The 19,168-nt window shown below is 70.8% G+C and carries 17 protein-coding genes; 1 reads left to right on the forward strand and 16 read right to left on the reverse strand.

The genetic code is table 11. The features are described from left to right. The 10 genes from ACX80L_RS10635 to hisI form a co-directional block, all read right to left on the reverse strand. The gene (locus tag ACX80L_RS10635; protein WP_133081841.1) at positions 1-1,458 is read right to left on the reverse strand and encodes a glutamate synthase subunit beta; all 1,458 of its coding nucleotides are present in this window, start codon (positions 1,456-1,458) and stop codon (positions 1-3) included. Then, complete coding sequence (gene gltB, locus ACX80L_RS10640) at positions 1,451-6,073, reverse strand: glutamate synthase large subunit (protein ID WP_459289563.1); 4,623 nt, start codon at positions 6,071-6,073, stop codon at positions 1,451-1,453. Before gltB ends, ACX80L_RS10635 begins: the two co-directional genes overlap by 8 nt. 319 nt (positions 6,074-6,392) lie before the next feature. After that, positions 6,393-7,709, reverse strand: coding sequence for a prolipoprotein diacylglyceryl transferase (gene lgt, locus ACX80L_RS10645; RefSeq protein ID WP_459289565.1), 1,317 nt, complete (start codon positions 7,707-7,709; stop codon positions 6,393-6,395). Further along, the gene (gene trpA / locus ACX80L_RS10650) at positions 7,706-8,575 is read right to left on the reverse strand and encodes a tryptophan synthase subunit alpha (RefSeq protein WP_459289567.1); all 870 of its coding nucleotides are present in this window, start codon (positions 8,573-8,575) and stop codon (positions 7,706-7,708) included. The genes lgt and trpA overlap by 4 nt, the downstream gene beginning before the upstream one ends. Further along, entirely contained in the window at positions 8,575-9,939 is a 1,365-nt protein-coding gene (trpB, locus tag ACX80L_RS10655) for a tryptophan synthase subunit beta (RefSeq protein WP_459289569.1), read from the reverse strand. The genes trpA and trpB overlap by 1 nt, the downstream gene beginning before the upstream one ends. 186 nt (positions 9,940-10,125) lie before the next feature. Next, positions 10,126-10,950, reverse strand: a complete 825-nt coding sequence (gene trpC, locus ACX80L_RS10660; protein ID WP_208741021.1) for an indole-3-glycerol phosphate synthase TrpC — start codon at positions 10,948-10,950, stop codon at positions 10,126-10,128. Continuing rightward, positions 10,951-11,256, reverse strand: coding sequence for an HGxxPAAW family protein (locus ACX80L_RS10665; RefSeq protein WP_133081835.1), 306 nt, complete (start codon positions 11,254-11,256; stop codon positions 10,951-10,953). Between the two features lie 118 nt (positions 11,257-11,374). After that, positions 11,375-12,295 carry a Trp biosynthesis-associated membrane protein gene (locus ACX80L_RS10670; RefSeq protein ID WP_459289572.1) on the reverse strand — a complete coding sequence of 307 codons (921 nt, stop codon included), beginning with the start codon at positions 12,293-12,295 and terminating at the stop codon, positions 11,375-11,377. After that, complete coding sequence (locus ACX80L_RS10675) at positions 12,292-13,845, reverse strand: anthranilate synthase component I (RefSeq protein ID WP_133081833.1); 1,554 nt, start codon at positions 13,843-13,845, stop codon at positions 12,292-12,294. The genes ACX80L_RS10670 and ACX80L_RS10675 overlap by 4 nt, the downstream gene beginning before the upstream one ends. 4 nt (positions 13,846-13,849) lie before the next feature. Further along, complete coding sequence (gene hisI / locus ACX80L_RS10680; protein ID WP_133081832.1) at positions 13,850-14,290, reverse strand: phosphoribosyl-AMP cyclohydrolase; 441 nt, start codon at positions 14,288-14,290, stop codon at positions 13,850-13,852. 81 nt (positions 14,291-14,371) lie between these two features. On the opposite strand from hisI, the gene ACX80L_RS10685 reads away from it, so the two are divergent. After that, positions 14,372-15,016, forward strand: a complete 645-nt coding sequence (locus ACX80L_RS10685) for a TIGR03085 family metal-binding protein (RefSeq protein ID WP_459289574.1) — start codon at positions 14,372-14,374, stop codon at positions 15,014-15,016. Positions 15,017-15,193: 177 nt separating this feature from the next. Here the strand turns inward: ACX80L_RS10685 and hisF are convergent, their stop codons facing one another. From hisF to ACX80L_RS10715, 6 genes are all read right to left on the reverse strand, one after another. After that, the gene (gene hisF / locus ACX80L_RS10690; RefSeq protein WP_208741014.1) at positions 15,194-15,964 is read right to left on the reverse strand and encodes an imidazole glycerol phosphate synthase subunit HisF; all 771 of its coding nucleotides are present in this window, start codon (positions 15,962-15,964) and stop codon (positions 15,194-15,196) included. 12 nt (positions 15,965-15,976) lie between these two features. Further along, a complete protein-coding gene (gene hisG / locus ACX80L_RS10695; RefSeq protein WP_459289576.1) occupies positions 15,977-16,822 on the reverse strand; it encodes an ATP phosphoribosyltransferase in 846 nt (281 codons plus the stop codon). A 65-nt stretch (positions 16,823-16,887) separates the two neighbouring features. After that, a complete protein-coding gene (locus ACX80L_RS10700) occupies positions 16,888-17,151 on the reverse strand; it encodes a phosphoribosyl-ATP diphosphatase (protein WP_459289578.1) in 264 nt (87 codons plus the stop codon). 71 nt (positions 17,152-17,222) lie between these two features. Beyond that, on the reverse strand, positions 17,223-17,708 hold the full coding sequence (ribH, locus tag ACX80L_RS10705; protein WP_133081827.1) for a 6,7-dimethyl-8-ribityllumazine synthase: 486 nt from the start codon (positions 17,706-17,708) through the stop codon (positions 17,223-17,225). Positions 17,709-17,774: 66 nt separating this feature from the next. Further along, the gene (gene ribB, locus ACX80L_RS10710) at positions 17,775-18,446 is read right to left on the reverse strand and encodes a 3,4-dihydroxy-2-butanone-4-phosphate synthase (protein ID WP_459289581.1); all 672 of its coding nucleotides are present in this window, start codon (positions 18,444-18,446) and stop codon (positions 17,775-17,777) included. Continuing rightward, complete coding sequence (locus ACX80L_RS10715) at positions 18,443-19,096, reverse strand: riboflavin synthase (RefSeq protein ID WP_459289583.1); 654 nt, start codon at positions 19,094-19,096, stop codon at positions 18,443-18,445. Before ACX80L_RS10715 ends, ribB begins: the two co-directional genes overlap by 4 nt. Positions 19,097-19,168: the final 72 nt, after the last annotated feature.

The raw sequence follows: 19,168 nt of genomic DNA on the forward strand, positions 1-19,168 counted from the left end.
TCAGAGCACGGCGATCGAGCGGTCGGTCGGCGCCACGGGCGCGGGGAGCTTGGTGGAACCCATGAGCCACTGGTCCACGGCGGCAGCGCAGGCGCGGCCTTCCGCGATGGCCCAGACGATCAGCGACTGGCCGCGGCCGGCGTCGCCCGCCGAGAAGACCCCCGGCGTGTTCGTCATGTAGTAGCCGTCCCGTGCCACGTTCCCGCGGTCGTCGAACTCGGCCTGGACCTGCTCCGTGATGCCGGCGGGCTCGGCCCCCGTGAAGCCCAGGGAGAGGAAGACGAGGTCCGCGGGGATCTCGCGCTCCGTGCCCTCCTTAGGCACCCGTCGGCCGTTCACGAACTCCGTCTCGGCGACCTTGATGCCGCGCAGTACGCCGTTGTCGCCGACGAACTCGACGGTGGAGGCCAGGTAGCGCCGCTCGCCGCCTTCCTCGTGGGCGCTCGCGATGTCGAACAGCGTGGGGAAGGTGGGCCAGGGCTGGTCCGGGCGGCGCTCGGTGGGCGGCTGCTGGCCGATGGCGAGCGTGGTGACCGATGCCGCGTGCTGCCGGTGGGCCGTGCCCAGGCAGTCGGCACCGGTGTCGCCGCCGCCGAGGATGACGACGTGCTTGCCCTCCGCATGGATCTGGTCCTCGATCGCCTCGCCGGCGACGACGCGGTTGGCCTGTACCAGGTAGTCCATGGCGAAGTGGACGCCCTCGAGGTCCCGGCCCGGGATGGGGAGGTCGCGCGGCACGGTGGCACCGGTGGCGACGACGACGGCGTCGTACCGCCGCTTCAGCTGGCCCCAGCTGATGTCCTTGCCGACGTCGACGCCGGTCCGGAAGCGCGTGCCCTCGGCCTTCATCTGGTCGAGGCGGCGCTCGAGGTGAATCTTCTCCATCTTGAAGTCGGGGATGCCGTAGCGGAGCAGGCCGCCGATGCGGTCGTCGCGCTCGTAGACGGCCACCGTGTGGCCCGCCCGCGTCAGCTGCTGCGCGGCGGCGAGCCCCGCAGGTCCCGAACCGACGACGGCGATGGTGCGGTCGGTCAGGCGCTCCGGCGGATGCGGTTCCACCCAGCCCTCGTCGAAGGCCAGGTCCGCGATGGACACCTCGACCTGCTTGATGGTCACGGGCGGCTGGTTGATGCCGAGCACGCACGAGGACTCGCACGGTGCGGGGCAGAGCCGGCCGGTGAACTCGGGGAAGTTGTTCGTGGCGTGCAGGCGATCGATCGCCTCACGTCCCTTGTCGCGGAACGTCAGGTCGTTCCACTCCGGGATCAGGTTGCCGAGCGGGCAGCCCTGGTGGCAGAACGGGATGCCGCAGTCCATGCAGCGGCCCGCCTGGCTCTTGAGGACGCCCTTCTCCTGCGCCTCGTACACTTCCTTCCAGTCCATGATCCGCACCGGAACGGGCCGGCGTGGCTGGGTCTGGCGCTCGCGCACCTTCATGAATCCGCGTGGGTCAGCCACCGGTTACCTCCAGGATCTTTGTCCACGCCTCTTCGCCGTCAGGGTCGAGGCCCTGCTCGACGGCGGTGGCGCGGGCGTCCAGTACCGCGGCGTAGTCGCGCGGCAGGACCTTGGTGAATCGGGGGACGGTGTCCTCGAAGGACGCCAGCAGGCTCTCGGCCAGGTTCGACTCGGTCTCCTCGACGTGCTGGATGAGCAGCCGCCGCACGATCTCGACGTCCTCGGCGTCCAGCCCGACGAGCAGGAGCTCGCCGTTCTCGAGGCTCTGCTTGTTGACGCGCGCGCGGTCGAGGTCCAGCACGTAGGCCGTGCCACCCGACATGCCCGCACCGAAGTTGCGGCCCGTGCGGCCGAGGATCAGGGCCTGGCCGCCCGTCATGTACTCGCAGCCGTGGTCGCCGATCCCCTCGGCCACCGCCGTCGCCCCGGAGTTCCGGACGAGGAACCGCTCCCCCACCTGGCCGCGCAGAAACATCTCGCCACTCGTGGCACCGTAGCCGATGACGTTGCCGGCGATCACGTTGTGGTCCGCGCGGAACACGTTGGAGCGGTCCGGGCGCACGATGATGCGGCCGCCGGACAGTCCCTTGCCGACGTAGTCGTTCGAGTCGCCGAGCAGCCGCAGCGTGATCCCGGCGGGCAGGAACGCGCCGAGCGACTGCCCCGCCTGTCCCGTGAGGGTGACGTCGATGGTGTCGGTGGCCAGCGTGTCCAGTCCGAAGGTCCGGGTGACCTCGTGACCGAGCATGGTGCCCACCGACCGGTCCGTGTTGACGACGTCGACGGAGATGCGTACCGGCGAGCGGTGGTGCAGTGCGTCGGCACTCATCTCGATGAGCTTGTTGTCGAAGTGCTGATCCAGCTCGTGGTTCTGCGGGAGCATGTTCCGCATCGGCTCGCCGGAGTCGGACTCGTTGCCCCGCAGGATCGGGTCCAGGTCTAGGCCGTCGGCCTTCCAGTGCTCGATCGCCTCGCGGGCGTCGAGCAGCTCGCTGTGGCCGATGGCCTCCTCGAGCGACCGGAAGCCGAGCTCGGCGAGGATCTCGCGGACCTCCTCGGCGATGAACTCGAAGAAGTTGACCACGAACTCGGGCTTGCCCGTGAAACGGCTGCGCAGCTCCGGGTTCTGCGTGGCCACGCCGACGGGACACGTGTCGAGGTGGCAGACGCGCATCATGATGCAACCCGACACCACGAGCGGTGCCGTGGCGAAGCCGAACTCCTCACCACCGAGCAGTGCGGCGATGACGACGTCGCGCCCGGTCTTGAGCTGGCCGTCCACCTGCACCACCACGCGGTCGCGCAGCCCGTTGAGCATGAGGGTCTGCTGCGTCTCGGCGAGCCCGAGCTCCCACGGGATGCCCGCGTGCTTGAGCGAATTGAGCGGGCTCGCGCCGGTCCCGCCGTCGTGGCCTGACACGAGGACGACGTCGGCCTTGGCCTTCGTGACACCCGCGGCGACCGTGCCGATACCCACCTCGGAGACCAGCTTCACGTGGACCCGTGCGCTCGGGTTGGACCTCTTGAGGTCGTAGATGAGCTGTGCCAGGTCCTCGATGGAGTAGATGTCGTGGTGCGGCGGCGGCGAGATGAGCGCGACGCCCGGGGTGGAGTGCCGGGTGCGCGCGATCCAGGGGTACACCTTCTGGCTCATGAGCTGGCCGCCCTCGCCGGGCTTGGCTCCCTGGGCCATCTTGATCTGGATGTCGTCGGCGTTCGTCAGGTACAGGCTCGTGACGCCGAACCGGCCCGAGGCGACCTGCTTGATGGCCGACCGACGCTCGGGATCGAGCAGGCGCTCGACGTCCTCGCCGCCCTCACCCGTGTTGGACTTCGCGCCGAGGCGGTTCATCGCGATGGCGAGCGTCTCGTGGGCTTCCTTCGAGATGGAGCCGTAGCTCATCGCGCCCGTGGAGAAACGCTTGACGATGGACGAGACCGGCTCGACCTCGTCGATGCCGATGGGTTCGCGTGCGTCACCGCGCAGCCTGAGCAGCCCGCGGAGCGTCATCAGGTCCCGCGACTGGTCGTCCACGCCCTGGGTGTACGCCTTGAAGATGTCGTAGCGGCGCTCGCGCGTGGCGTGCTGCAGCCGGAAGACGGTCTCGGGGTTGAAGAGGTGCGGCGGTCCCTCGCGGCGCCACTGGTACTCGCCGCCGTTGTCGAGGCCGCGATGGGGATCCTCGATGCCGTCCTGCGGGTACGCGCTCTCATGGCGAGCGGCGGTCTCGGCCGCGACGACGTCCAGCCCGACGCCGCCGAGCTGGGTCTGCGTGCCGTGGAAGTATTCGTCGACGAGCTCCTGCGACAGCCCGAGCGCCTCGAAGGTCTGGGCACCGCAGTAGGAGCTGACCGTCGAGATGCCCATCTTGGACATGATCTTCAGGACACCCTTGCCGAGGCCCTTGATGAGGTGCGCGACGGCGGCTTCGGCCGTGACGCCGGTGATGTCGCCGTTGCGGACGAGTTCCTCACAGCTCTCCATGGCCAGGTAGGGGTTGACCGCGGAGGCTCCGTAGCCGATGAGCACCGCCACGTGGTGGACCTCGCGCACGTCGCCGGCCTCGACCACGAGCGAGGTCTTGGTGCGGTTGGCGCTCTTGAGGAGGTGGTGGTGCACGGCGCTGGTCAGGAGCAGGGACGGGATGGGGGCCCACTGTGCGTTCGAGTCGCGGTCGGACAGCACCACGTACTCGACGCCGCGGTTCAGCGCGCTGGACACCTGCTCGCAGATCTCCGCGAGGCGTGCCCGCAGGGCGGCCTCGCCGCCGTCGTGCCGGTACAGGCCGCGCACCCGGACCGTGAGCCGGTCGCCGTCGTCGGTCTCGAGGTTGGCGATCTTCGCCAGCTCGTCGTTGGTGATGACGGGGAACTTCAGGGCGATCTGCTTGGATCGCACCTGCCCGGTGGAGAGCAGGTTGCCGTCCGGTCCGATGGTGACGCCCATCGAGGTCACGAGTTCCTCGCGGATCGAGTCCAGCGGCGGGTTGGTCACCTGCGCGAAGGACTGCACGAAGTAGTCGAACAGGAGGCGCGGACGCTTGGACAGCACCGCGATCGGGGTGTCCGAGCCCATGGCTCCGAGCGGCTCGGCGCCGTTCTTGGCCATGGGGCCGAGCAGGATGCGCAGTTCCTCCTGCGTGTACCCGAAGGTGCGCTGGCGGCGGTTGATCGACGCCTTGGTGTGGATGACGTGCTCGCGCTCCGGGAGGTCCTCGAGCTGGATCAGGTTCTCCTTGACCCACTCACCCCACGGGTTGGCGGCGGCGACCTCGGCCTTGATCTCCTGGTCCTCGATCAGGCGGCCTTCCTCCGTGTCGACGAGGAACATCTTGCCCGGCGAGACACGGCCCTTGCGGACCACGCGGGAGGGCTCGACGTCGAGAACACCCACCTCGGAGGCGAGGATGACGAGGCCGTCCTCGGTCACCCAGTAGCGGGCGGGGCGCAGTCCGTTGCGGTCCAGCACGGCACCGACGAGGCGGCCGTCGGTGAAGGACACGGCCGCCGGTCCGTCCCAGGGCTCCATGAGCATGGAGTGGTACTGGTAGAACGCGCGGCGGGCGGGGTCCATGGTGGCGTGGTTCTCCCACGCCTCCGGGATCATCATCATGATCGAGTGCGTGATCGGGCGGCCCGAGAGCGTCAGCAGCTCCGCGACCTCGTCGAACGACGCCGAGTCCGAGGCGCCCGGGGTGCAGATCGGGTACAGCTCCTCCGGCGAGTCCCCGAGCAGCGGGTTGGACAGCTGCGACTGCCGGGCACGCATCCAGTTGCGGTTGCCCTTGACCGTGTTGATCTCGCCGTTGTGGGCGATGGTCCGGAAGGGCTGCGCGAGCGGCCAGGACGGGAAGGTGTTGGTGGAGAACCGGGAGTGCACGATGCCGAGGCGCGTCTTGAAACGCTCGTCGGACAGATCCGGGTAAAAGGGCTCGAGCTGCGCCGTGGTGAGCATGCCCTTGTAGACGATGGTCTTCGAGGACAGCGAGGGGAAGTAGACGCCGTACTTGTTCTGGGCACGCTTCCGCACCCGGAACGCGCGTCCGTCGAGATCGGCCGTGCTGCCGTCCGCCGGGGCCAGGAAGAGCTGCACGAAGTGCGGCATGCAGGCACGGGCCATCGCACCCACGAGGTCGGCGACGACGGGGACGACCCGCCAGCCGAGCACCTCGAGACCTTCGGACTCGGCGATGGACTCCAGCCCGGCACGCGCCGTCTCCTCCTCCTTCGCCTCGGCCGGCAGGAACGCGGTGCCGACGACGTAGGAGCCGGCGGGCGGCAGCGGGAAGTCGACGACGGCGCGGAAGAACTCGTCGGGGACCTGGGTCAGCAGGCCCGCACCGTCCCCGGTGCCCTCGTCCGCGCCCACGGCACCTCTGTGCTCGAGGTTGCGCAGCGCTGTCAGGGCGGCGTCGACGATGTCGTGGCCGGGCTCACCCCGCAGGGTCGCGATCACGGCGAGGCCGCACGCGTCCTTCTCGTTCTCCGGGTTGTAGAGCCCGGTCGCCTCCGGCAGGGAGGCGAACCGCGTGAAGGGGGATTGCACGGTCGCAGCCGTGGATGGTGTCGTTCCGGAGTCCGTCCCGGTCGACTTTCCTGGCGTCAAAGCAGTCATAGAAAGGATCCTTCCCCCATGATGGAGCGTCGGGAGGGGACAGCCCTGGCCCCGGGGGCACCGCTGTCTGGAAGCGGGCACCGTCTATCGATCTCGTGCACATCGTCCGGCCGACGTTGCCCGGCGCTCTTGGCGGGCAGTCGCAGAAGTGGTCCTGCGCCGGCTGGGGACGGTGTCGGTGCGGGCAGGAAGGTGATCCGGCCGTCGCACCTGGAGTCCACAACTGTGTGGTGTTGCGTCCTTTAGGGGCGGTGGCCCGGGGACTGCTATCGGGAGCCGGAGACCGCGGCCCCGCTTGCGCGGAGTCCTGGAACGGTACTCAGGCGCCGTTTGTTTCGGAAAGGTTACCACGATCGTTCCGCGTGCCCAGCCCGGTGTCCGCTGCGTGGGCACCTGTGGCTGAAGCGTTATCGGACGCACCCGACCGGCCTGCCACAGGAGCCTCAGCCGGTCCCGTGCCGTCGCCTCCTGGGACGGGACCCGCCGCTGCGACACGCCGAGTCCCGGCCTCGGATGCCGCAGGTGCATCGGCCTTCGCCGCTCCACCGGCCTTGCCCGTGCCATCGGCCATGCCCGTGTCGGCAGCCTTCCCTGTGGCGGCGGCCTTCACCGCGTCGGCGGCCTGTGCCTCGGCACCGGCCTTGCCCGTGTCGGCAGCGTTCGATCCGGCCCCCGGATCGTCTGTTCCTGCGGTCTTGGCCGTGCCACCGGCCGTAGCGCCGGGCACGGTACCGTCCTGCAGCCCGGTGCCGTCCTGCGGCTCGGGCTCGCGACCGGGGAGATACACGGACGGGTCGTCGGCGGGACGGCGCTTGACCGCGAGGAACACGAGCACGGCGAGCGACACGAGGAACACGGCGCTGCTCGTCCAGACGTTGAGCCGCTGCGTCACGCCGAACAGGGCGACCATCTCGGCGTCGTCGATGCGCAGCGTCTCGATCCAGACGCGTCCGAGCGTGTAGTACGCGGCGTAGAGCCAGAACATGCGCCCGCCGCGGAGCCGGAAACGCCGCGCGAGCAGGAGCAGGAGCGCGACGCCTGCGAGGTTCCACACGAGCTCGTAGAGGAACGTCGGGTGGAACAGGGTGCCCGGTTCCTGGTCGAGCGGGAAGTTCGCGTTGTCGGCGTCGATCTCGAGGCCCCACGGAAGGGTGGTGGGCGCACCGAAGAGTTCCTGGTTGAACCAGTTGCCCAGGCGGCCGACGGCCTGCGCGAGGAGGACGCCCGGGGCTGCCGCATCGGCGAAGGCCGAGAGCCTCACTCCTGCGCGTCGGGCACCGATCCACGCTCCCACGGCGCCGAGTGCGATCGCACCCCAGATCCCGAGGCCGCCCTGCCAGATCTGCGGGATCCGGGCGAGGTCCCCCTCGGGCCCGAAGTAGGCGTCGGGCGAGGAGAACACGTGATAGAGCCGGCCGCCGATGATACCGAAGGGGATGGCCCAGATCGCGATGTCCCACACGGTGTCGGCGGAGCCGCCGAACGACACGAAGCGCCTCTGCGTCAGGATGAGCGCCAGGATGATGCCGGCGAGGATGCACAGCGCGTAGGCATGGATGGTCAGCGGTCCGAGGTCGAAACTGGCCCAGGCTGCGGGTGGGCTCGGGATCGAGGCCGCGAGGCCGCCGCCGATCATGCCGGGGCCTTCGACGTGCCGGTGCTGAGCTCCCGGGTGAGTTCGGCGACGGCTTCCACGCCGCCGTCGCGCAGTGCGGCGACGAGGGCCGTACCGACGATGACGCCGTCCGCATAGGCACCGATCTCGCGCACCTGGGCCGAGGTCGAGACACCGAGGCCCACGCAGGCACGCTCCGCGCCGGCAGCATGGGCGGCATCCACCACGGCGCGGGCGGCGGCGCCGACCGAGGTACGGGCGCCGGTCACGCCCATGACGGACACGGCGTAGACGAAGCCGCGGCTCGCGTCGACGGTGTCCTGCATGCGCTGCGGAGACGTGGAGGGGGCGACCAGGAAGACGCGGTCGAGGCCGAATTCCTCGGATGCCTCGAGCCACTCGGAGGCCTCGTCGGGAATGAGGTCCGGCGTGATGAGTCCGGCGCCGCCTGCTGCGGCGAGGCGCTCGGCGAACGCACGGACTCCCATCCGCATGACGGGGTTCCAATAGGTCATGACCAGGACGGCGGCGTCCGTGCTGCGGGTGATGCCCTCGACGACGTCGAAGATCCGGGGCACGGTGAAGCCGTTGGCGAGAGCCTCGACGGTCGCTTCCTGGATGACGTGGCCGTCCATGACGGGATCCGAGTAGGGGATGCCGATCTCGATGAGGTCCACGCCGTTCTGGGCCATGGCGATGCCGGCGTCGATGGTGGTCTGGACATCGGGGAACCCTGCGGGCAGGTAGCCGATGAGTGCTGCGCGGCCCTCGCTGCGCGCCTTCTCGATCGCGGCGGCGGCCTTGGAACCGCCGGCGGCCGATCCGGCCGCGGAGCGAGCGGGATCAGGGACGTCCACGGGAGGCGTCGGTCCGGTCGAATGCGTCATCACAGTTGTTCACCCTCCTGGGCGATCTCCTGCTCGGCGCTGTCGTCCGGCAGCAGGTCGAAATAGCCCGCGGCGGTCGCCAAGTCCTTGTCCCCGCGACCGGAGAGGTTCACGACGACGATCTTGTCCGACGCCTGCTCCCCCGGCCCGAGGTCCGCAGCGAGGCGCCGACCCACCTTCATGGCACCGGCGAGGGCGTGCGCCGTCTCGATGGCGGGGATGATGCCCTCGGTCTGGCTGAGGAGGCGGAACGCCTCCATGGCCTCCGCGTCGGTGATGGGTTCGTAGTGCGCCCGTCCGATGTCGGCGAGGTACGCGTGCTCCGGTCCGACGCCGGGGTAGTCGAGGCCCGCGGAGATGGAGTGGGACTCCATCGTCTGGCCGTCCTCGTCCTGCATGAGGTAGGACCGCGCGCCGTGCAGGACGCCGGGGCGTCCCAGGGTGATGGTGGCCGCGTGGCGGCCGGTCTCGACGCCGTCGCCGCCCGCCTCGAAGCCGTAGAGTGCGACGTCGCGGTCGTCGAGGAAGCCGTGGAACATGCCGATGGCGTTCGACCCGCCACCGACGCAGGCGCAGATCGCGTCGGGGAGCCTGCCGGCCTGGTCGAGGATCTGCTCGCGCGCCTCCTCCCCGATGACCTCGTGGAAGTAGCGCACCATCGCGGGGAACGGGTGCGCTCCGGCTGCCGTCCCGAGGAGGTAGTGCGTGGTCTCGACGTTGGCCACCCAGTCGCGGAGGGCGTCGTTGATGGCGTCCTTCAACGTCTGCGAACCGTTGGTGACGGGGATGACCGTCGCCCCGAGCAGCTGCATGCGGGCGACATTGAGGGCCTGGCGCCGCGTGTCCTCGGCGCCCATGTAGACGACGCATTCGAGGCCGAGCAGGGCCGCCGCGGTGGCGCTCGCGACGCCGTGCTGGCCGGCGCCGGTCTCCGCGATCACGCGGGTCTTGCCCATGCGCTTGGCGATCAGGGCCTGGCCCAGCACGTTGTTGATCTTGTGCGAGCCGGTGTGGTTCAGGTCCTCGCGCTTGAGGAACACGCGGACGCCTCCGCAGTGCTCGGCGAAGCGCTGCGCCTCGGTGAGGAGCGACGGCCTGCCGGCGTAGTTCCGGTTCAGGTCGGCGACCTGCGCGGTGAACTCGGGGTCGGCCTTGGCCTTATCGAACGTGTCCTGCAGTTCGTCGAGCGCGGCGATCAGTGATTCCGGCATCCAGCGTCCGCCGTAGGCGCCGAAGTAGGGGCCGGGAGCGTGGCGGAGGCTCTGGTCGTGGCTGAGGAAGGCCTCGGCCGTCCCCGCGTCGATGGCGTCCGCTGCTCCGTCGCCGGCTCCGGGGTTGCCCGTGTCCTGGTGCGTGTCGGTCATGACTTCAGCTGTCCCGTCCTGTTGGTCCTGACCCGGGTGGCTCTGCCGTCCGGGTCCGTCTCGGACCGGCGATGGCCGGCCCCTGTTTCGTGCTCGCTGTACTGCTGCCGGCTGAACTGCCGGCCGCGTCGGCGCCGGATTCCGGGCCTGCCCGTGTGCCCGGCCGGCCGCGGATCCCGGCGTCGGTCAGGTGTGCGCTGCGGCCCTGTCCTGCAAGGCCGTGCGGCCTGACTCCTTGAACGCGTCGATCGTGGCGGCCGGATCGTTGTGCCGGACGAGTGCCTCCCCCACCAGGACGGCGTGCGCGCCGTGTCCTGCGTAGTCGGCGACATCGGCGGCGTCCCGCACGCCCGACTCGGCGATGACGACCGCGCCGGCGGGGACGAGGTGCGCGAGTTCCGCGAAGACCCCGCGGTCGATGTCGAGCGTCTTGAGGTTCCGGACGTTCACGCCGATGATGCGGGCCTCCGCGGCCGCGGCACGCCGCACCTCCTCCGCCGTGTGCGTCTCCACGATCGCGTTCATCCCGAGCCGGTGCGTCAGGGCCAGGAACGAGGTGAGCTCCTCGTCGGAGAGGGCCGCGACGATCAGGAGGACGACGTCGGCTCCGTGGGCGCGGGCCTCCCAGATCTGGTACTCGTCCACCGTGAAGTCCTTGCGGAGCACGGGGAGGCCCACGGCGGCGCGGACGGCGTCGAGGTCGGCGAGCGATCCACCGAAACGCCGCTGCTCCGTCAGCACGGAGATGACGGCGGCACCGCCCTGTTCGTAGGACGCGGCGAGGGCCGCCGGATCGGCGATGTCAGCCAGGGCACCCTTGGACGGGCTGCTCCGCTTCACCTCGGCGATGACCGCCAGGGCATCGCCCCGGCCTGCCCCGAGCGCCTCGAAGGCGTCGAGCGGAGCGGGTGCGGCGAGCGCTGCGGCCCGCACGTCCTCGAGGGGAAGGCTACGGCGACGCTCCGCGAGGTCCTCGCGGACGCCGACGATGATGTCGTCGAGGACCGTCATCTAGTGGCCGTTGTTCTTGAGCTTCGATCCGCCCACGCCGTAGCCGATCCTGCGCATGATGAAGCCGACGATCAGGCCGACGAACATGATGCCGATGCCGACCCAGAAGAGCAGCGTGCCGAAATCGTGATTGCCCTCGGTGCTGGCGAGGATGTAGGCGAAGGAGGCGAGTGCGGCTCCGGCCAGCATGATGAACACGCAGGTCCACGCCGCGGGGCTGTTGCCGTGACCGATCGTCTCGTCGCCCATCTGGGCGTGGTTCGCGGGGGTGTTGCGGGTAGCGGAGGTGCGGGTCTCGGATGCCATGGAAATCTCCTTCGAACGGGTTCCGTTCCATTCTGCCATTGATGGCGTGACCCGGCGGAACGTGGATGGTGGTGGAGCCGGTGGACGGCGGCTCCGGGAGGCGTGGCCGGGGAAGAGGTCAGCGCGTCGGATCGTTGCCGCGCGAGAGCTCGTCCCAGCTGTCGATCTCGTCCGCGTGGGAGCTGGTGCGCCCTGTCGGCGTGCGGGCGGAGCCGGGGGCCTCAACCGGGCCGGTGCCCGGTACCGGCGGAGCGTCCTCGGTGCCGCTGCCGGAGCCGTCGGACACAGCACTGCCGGAACTGCCGGAACTGCCGGAACTGCCGGAACTGCCGGAACCGGCGCCGCGCCCTGCATTCTGCTCCGCCGTGGCCACCGACGGGGTAGGCGAGGTGGGCGGGGTCGACACGCCCGGCCCAGCCGTCCGCGCGGCGTCGTCGGAGACGGCGCCGGGGGCGACGTCACCGGTGGACGGGGCCGGCGCGCCGGGTCGGAGGCCGCCTCCAGGAGTCCGCCCGACCCGGGACGCGCCGGCGTCGTACCGCCGGTTCACCCCCCAGGTTCGGCCCGCCAGGACCACCCAGGCGGCGGCGAGTGCCAGCAGGATCCCGGCCACGACGGCGAGCCAGGGCATGCCGGTCGCGCTCGCCTCGGCTCCGGTCAGGCCGCTGACGCCGATGGCGGTGCCGATGGCCGGCTCTGCCGCTCCGGCGGGATCGAGGGCCACGGATGCGCTGGACAGCGCGATCCCGACGCCGGACAGCACGAGGATGACGGCGATGATCCAGCGCGCCACCCGGCCGGCGATCGAGACGGCGAGGGCCGCAGCCAGCGCCACGAGCGCGAACGCCGTCACGGGGGTCGCCGCGTCGCTGCCCGCGATGGCGAGGTCGGGCATCTGGACGGCATCCTGCGGCAGGCGCACCGAGAGCCAGGTCCGGGTCGTCGAGCCGAAGGCGAGCAGTGCGAGGACCACGATCCCCATCACCACGATCCCGCGGCGCGCGAAGCGGCGCGGTGCCGGTCCCTCCGCGGCGCTCACGGCACGTCCGCCGTCGCCGGGCGCAGGCCGGCCGCCGTGAGTGCCGCGCGCAGTGGCGCTGCTGCCTTGTTGACCGTCTCGAGTGCCTCGGCCTCGAGGACGGAGTCGGCGACGATCCCGCCGCCGGACTGCACATAGGCCTTCCCGTTCCGCAGGAGCGCGGAGCGGATGGCGATCGCCATGTCCATGTCCCCGGCGAAGTCCAGGTAGCCCACCACTCCCCCGTAGATGCCCCGCCGGTGGGGTTCCACCTCGTCGATGAGGCGCAGCGCGCGTGGCTTGGGTGCGCCGGAGAGCGTGCCGGCCGGGAAGGTCGCCGCCAGGACGTCGTAGGCGCTCCTGGCGGGCGAGAGCCTGCCGACCACGGTGGAGACGAGGTGCATGATGTGGCTGAACTTCTCGACCTCCATGAACTGCGTGACGTCGACGCTGCCCGGTACGCAGACCTTCGAGAGGTCGTTGCGCGCGAGGTCGACGAGCATGAGGTGCTCCGCCTTCTCCTTAGTGTCGGCGCGGAGCTCGACGGCGAGGTCGCGGTCTTCCTCGGTGGTCCTCCCGCGGGGGCGGGAACCGGCGATGGGGTGCGTGATGACCTCGTCGCCCGTGACCGTCACGAGGGCTTCGGGCGAACTGCCCACGATCGAGTAGCCCTGCCCCTCGGCGTCCTCGAGGCTGAACAGGTACATGTAGGGGCTCGGGTTCGTGGTGCGGAGGATGCGGTAGACGTCGAGGGCCGAGGCGTCGCACTCGATCTCGAAGCGGCGGCTGATGACCACCTGGAAGACGTCGCCGTCCACGATGGCCCGCTTGCCGCGCTCGATCGCCTTCAGGTAGTCGGGCTCGAACCAGGACTCACGCACGCGGTCCATGGACGCCTCGGCTGTCGGCGCGTCCGGTGCCATGACGGACACGGCGAGCTCGGCGGGAGCCACGAGCGTGGCGAGCATCGCGCGGACCCGCGCGACGGCGTCGTGCCAGGCCTCGTCGACGCGCTCGTCCGTGCCGTCGAAGTTGATCGCATTCGCCACGAGGGTCAGGGAGCCCTCGGCGTTGTCGTGGATGGCCAGGTCGGAGACGAGGCACATCGCCAGCTCGGGCAGCAGCAGGTCGTCCTCGGGCGGGCTGGTGAGCCGCTCCCAGTGCCGGACGGCCTCCCAGCCCACGAAGCCGACCATGCCGGACGTGAACGGGGGCAGCTCCTCGAAGCGCTCCGTGCGGAGCGCCTCGACCGTGAGGCGCAGGGCCTCGACGGGGTCACCGCCCACCGGGACCCCCGCCGGCGGTTCACCCAGCCAGTGCGCCTCGCCGTCGCGGGTGGTCAGCGTGGCACGGGACCGCGCGCCGATGAAGGAGTAGCGCGACCACACTCCGCCCACGGCCGCGGACTCCATCAGGAACGTCCCGGGCTGCCCGGCTGCCAGCTTCCGGTAGATGCCGATGGGCGTGTGGGAGTCCGCGAGGACCTTGAGGTGCACGGGGACCACACGGCGGCCCTGGGCCAGCTCGCGGAATTCCTCGAGGGTGGGGCGGATCGTGCCCAGCTGCTCCATGGCGTCAGGGTCCTTTCACATCGGGACGGCCGGCGGTCACGGCGGGCAAGGCCCGGCCGTCGAAGCAGGTGCGCGTGCCGGTGTGGCAGGCCGCACCCTCCTGGTCGACCGTGACGAGCAGGGCATCGCCGTCGCAGTCCAGCGCGACGCCCCTGACCCACTGCCGGTGGCCGGAGGTGTCACCCTTGCGCCAGTACTCCGAGCGGGACCGCGAGTAGAAGGTCACACGGCCGCTCGTGAGCGTGCGGTGCAGCGCCTCCTCGTCCATCCACCCGAGCATCAGCACCTCGAGTGTGTCGTACTGCTGGACGACGGCGGCGACCAGGCCGGCGTCGTCCTTCTTCAGCGCCGCGGCGATGGCCGGGTCGAGGAGCGGACGCTCCTCCCCGGCGACGTCGGTCGGGGCAGCGGCGGGATTGTCCGGGGAGGAGGTGGAGGAAGGCATCACCTGTGATTCTAGTGCGGTCGACGGCGGGGCGCGGCGCACCTGCCCCGGCCGGTGTCCCCCGTGCTACTTTCAGCTGTGATGCACTACGTAACCCCGTCCCGCGAGGTCCTGGCCGAGACGCTGCTGGCAGCCGGCCCCGACGCACCGACCCTGTGCGAGGGCTGGCGGACACGCGACCTGGCCGCACACCTCTACCTCCGCGAGCACAAGCCTGCGCTGGGCGTCGGGATGGTGGTCCCGAGGCTGGCGGCCCTCACCGAGCGTGCGACGCGGGACATGGCCGAACGCGCCGCATCACCTGCCGGTTTCGAAGCGCTGGTGAACCGGTTCCTGGCGGGACCGCCCGCCCTCTCGCCGATGCGCATCAACCCGATCGACAAGAGCGTCAACCTGATCGAGTACTTCGTCCATACGGAGGACGTCCGCCGCGCCGGCACCCGATGGGCTCCGCGCGCACTCGACGAGGACTACGCGGAGGCGCTCTGGGAGGAACTCGTCAAGCGTGCTGCGATCCTGTACCGCGGCGCGGACCTCGGCATCGTGCTGGTACGCCCGGGCGGTCCGCGGCACGTGGCCAAGCGCGCACCGGTCTCGGTGGCCATCGTCGGGGACCCCGGAGAACTCCTCCTGCACGCCCACGGCCGACGCCGGCAGGCCCTGGTCACCTTCGAGGGTCAGCCGGACGCGGTCGCCCTGCTCGAGAGCGCCGACGTCGGCATCTGAAGCCGCGCGGCTCCTGCGGCCACCGGCGCCTGGAGTGCGCACCGACCGCGCAGAGACTGCGGGCCGCGCTCCGATCGCGAGTCCCCACCCATGGCGCGCACCAGTACACCGGCCTGGCACCGACTTCACACCGCCACCGCTCCGCCCCTGACCGGGGGCCGAGGATGGTCCGGTCCGTCAGCGGACGGGGAACCCTGCAGCTCGGATGGCGGCCTTGACCTGCGCGATGGCGTCCACCGGGCCGAAGTGGAAGACGGACGCCGCGAGGACCGCGTCGGCGCCTGCCTCGACCGCCGGCGGGAAGTGCTCCGGCCTGCCGGCCCCGCCCGAGGCGATCAGCGGCACCCCGACGGCGGCACGGACGGCGCGGATGAGTTCCAGGTCGAAACCCTCCTTGGTGCCGTCGGCATCGATGGAGTTGAGCAGGATCTCGCCGACACCACGGTCCGCCGCTTCCTTCGCCCACGCGACGGCGTCGATCCCGGTCCCCTTGCGGCCCCCGTAGGTGGTGACCTCGAAACCCGACGGGGTGCTCGCGTCCCGGGTGCGCCGCGCGTCGAGCGAGAGCACGAGGACCTGCGCTCCGAAGTGGCCCGTGATCTCGTCGATGACGGAGGGGCGTGCGACGGCGGCCGTGTTGATGGACGCCTTGTCCGCACCGAAGCGCAGGAGGCGGTCGACGTCGGAGATCTCGCGCACGCCTCCGCCCACGGTCAGCGGGATGAAGACCTCCTCGGCGGTTCGGGCGACCACGTCGAAGGTCGTCTCGCGGTTGCCGGAGGACGCGGTGACGTCGAGGAAGGTCAACTCGTCCGCGCCGGCGCGGTCGTAGCGGTGCGCGAGCTCGACGGGGTCACCGGCGTCGCGCAGGTCCTCGAAGTTGACGCCCTTGACGACGCGCCCGGCGTCGACGTCGAGGCAGGGGATGACGCGGACGGCAACGGTCATGGCTGTGCTCCCCTAGATCCGGCAGGCGTGGATGGTGCTGACGAGGATGGCGCGCGCGCCGAGTTCGTACAGCTCGTCCATGGTGCGGTTGGTCTGGTTCCGCCGGACCATGGACCGCACGGCGACCCACTCGGAGTCGCGCAGCGGCGAGACCGTCGGGGACTCGAGGCCCGGCGTCAGGGCGGCGGCCTCGTCGACGAGGTCCTTGCGGATGTCGTAGTCCATCATCACGTACTGGCGTGCCACGAGGACGCCCTGCAGGCGCCGCAGGAGCACGTCGAGCCCTGCGGGGGCCCCGACGCCCGCGCGGCCGATCAGCACGGCCTCGCTCTGGAGGATGGGGTCCCCGAAGATCTCCATCCCCGCGGCACGGAGTGTGTTGCCGGTCTCGACGACGTCAGCGATCGCGTCGGCCACGCCGAGGCGTACCGAGGACTCCACGGCACCGTCGAGCCTCACCACTGCGGCGCTGATGCCGCGCTCGGCGAGGTAGTCCTTGAGCAGGCCCTCGTAGCTCGTGGCGAGGCGCTTGCCCTCGAGCTGCTCCACGGTGGCGAAATCGCCCACCGGACCGGCGAAGCGGAAGGTCGACGCGCCGAACCCGAGCTGCAGGAGCTCCTCGGCCTGCACCTGCGCGTCGAGGAAGAGATCCCGGCCGGTGATGCCGACGTCGAGCGTGCCCGAGCCGACGTACACGGCGATGTCACGGGGACGGAGGAAGAAGAACTCGATCTCGTTCTCGGGATCGACGAGCACGAGCTCCCGGGAATCACGGCGCTGGCGGTAGCCGGCCTCGGCGAGCATGGACGAGGCGGCCTCGGAGAGGGCGCCCTTGTTGGGGACTGCTACACGGAGCATTGGGGGTCTTTCGCTGGATCGGAGGGGTGGCAGGCGGGAGCCGCGGGCGGGGTACGCCGGCGCGGCTAGAGATGCTGGTAGACGTCCTCCAGGGTGAGTCCCTTCGCCAGCATGAGGACCTGCAGGTGGTACAGCAGCTGGGAGATCTCCTCGGCGGCATCCTCGGTGGACTCGTACTCGGCGGCCATCCACACCTCGGCGGCCTCTTCGACGACCTTCTTGCCGATGCCGTGCACGCCTGAATCGAGCTCCGCGACGGTCCGCGATCCGGCGGGCCGCTCGGCGGCCTTCGCACTCAGTTCCTCGAACAGGGAATCAAAGGTTTTCACGTCCCCTAGGCTATCGGCTCGGCGGGCCGACCCGTTCCTCCGGCTCCCCGGTGTGACGGACGCCTCCGCGCTCACCGCGTCCACGATCGCAGGACGGCGGCCGTCGCCAGCGCCGCGGAGACCGCCTCGTGCCCCTTGTCCTCGGAGGAACCCGGCAGGCCGGCGCGGTCGAGCCCCTGCTGTTCGGTGTCGCAGGTCAGCACACCGAAGCCCACCGGCACGCCCGTGCTGACGCTCACGTCCGTGAGGCCGGACGTCGCCGCCTGGCAGACGTACTCGAAGTGGGGGGTGCCGCCCCGGATGACGACGCCGAGCGCTGCCACGGCGTCCACGTGCGGAGCGAGGCGCGCGGCGGCGACAGGCAGTTCGAAACTGCCGGGGACGCGGATCTCGGTCACCTCGGCTCCCGCCTCGGCTGCGGCACGGCGGGCGCCGTCGAGCAGACCGTCCATGATCTGCGTGTGCCAGCTGGCCGCGATGATCGCGAGACGCAGGGGGGCGCCCTCCTGCGTGGTCAGTCCGCTGATGTCGATGCTGGGTGCTCCGTGGCCGCTCATGGTTCTCCTTCGGTAGTGCTGATGCTGGGTGGTGTGGGTCGTCGGGTCGTGGTGGGTGCCGCCGGCTCAGGCGCCGGCCGCGTCCGGCTGCTCGTCGACGTCGTCGCAGCCGTCGCGCTCCCCCAGGTACGCGACGAGGTCCTCGATGGAGACGAGCGGGATGCCGTGGTCGTCGGCGAAACGGCGCAGCGCGGGCAGACGCATCATGTCACCGTGGTCGTGCACCAGTTCCGCGATCACCGCGGCGGGCCGCTTGCCGGCGAGCCGGCTCAGTTCGACGCCGGCCTCGGTGTGTCCCTGCCGCTCGCGGACGCCGCCGGGGGCGGCGCGCAGCGGGAAGACGTGACCCGGCCGGGTGAGGTCCGAGGGGACGCTCGCCGGATCCGCGAGCACCGTCACGGTGCGGGCGCGGTCCGCGGCGCTGATCCCGGTGCTGACACCGGTCGCGGCGTCGCACGAGACCGTGTAGGCCGTGCCCTTCGAGTCCTCGTTCACGGCGGTCATCGGCGGCAGGAGGAGACGGTCCGCGTCCTCGGCCGGCAGCGGCACGCACAGGACGCCCGACGTCCAGCGCACGGTCCAGCCCACCAGTTCGGGTGTGGCGTCCTGGGCGGCGAAGACGATGTCGCCCTCGTTCTCACGGTCCTCGTCGTCGACGACGACGACGGCGCGTCCCGCGGCGATGGCCTCGACGGCGTCCCCGATGGGGTCCAGCCGGATGCCTCCTGCAGCGCTCACTGCCCGCCTCCGACGTCCGTGCCCGACCGCGCATCCACGGCGGCGAAGCCGAGGAGCCGTTCGGCGTACTTCGCGAGCACGTCCATCTCGAGGTTGACGGGGTCGCCGAGGGACTTGGCCCCGAGGCCGGTCTCCCTGAGGGTGGTCGGGATCAGCCCGACCTCGAACCACTGCTCCGGTTCGTCGGGTGCGCTGACGGCGGTGACGGTCAGCGAGACACCGTCGATGGCCACCGAGCCCTTCTCCGCCGCGTACCGGCCGAGTTTCGCCGGGAGGCCGAAGCGGAGCCGGTGCCAGGCACCCAGGTCCTCGCGTTCCAGCAGCACCCCGAGGCCGTCCACGTGGCCCTGCACGACATGCCCGTCGAGGCGGCCCCCTGCCGGGACGCAGCGCTCGAGGTTGACGGGAGCCCCCGGCCGCAGCTCGCCGGTGGTGGTCCGGCGGAGGGTCTCCCCCATGACGTCAACGCCGACTCGTCCGCCGTCGAGCGTCACGGCCGTCAGGCACACGCCGTTGACGGCGATGGACGCGCCGGGGGTGAGGTCCTGGCCGGTCTGCGGCGCCTCGAAGACGAGGAGGCCGCTCTCGCCGTCGGGCGCGAGCTCGAGTGAGACCACGCTGCCCTGCTCGGACACGATTCCTGTGAACACTGGTACTTCCTTCGGCTGGGGGTCGGGACTGGAGATGGGGCTGGAGATGGGGCTGGAGATGGGACCGGAGAT

Source organism: Arthrobacter sp. MDT1-48-3, assembly GCF_054511015.1.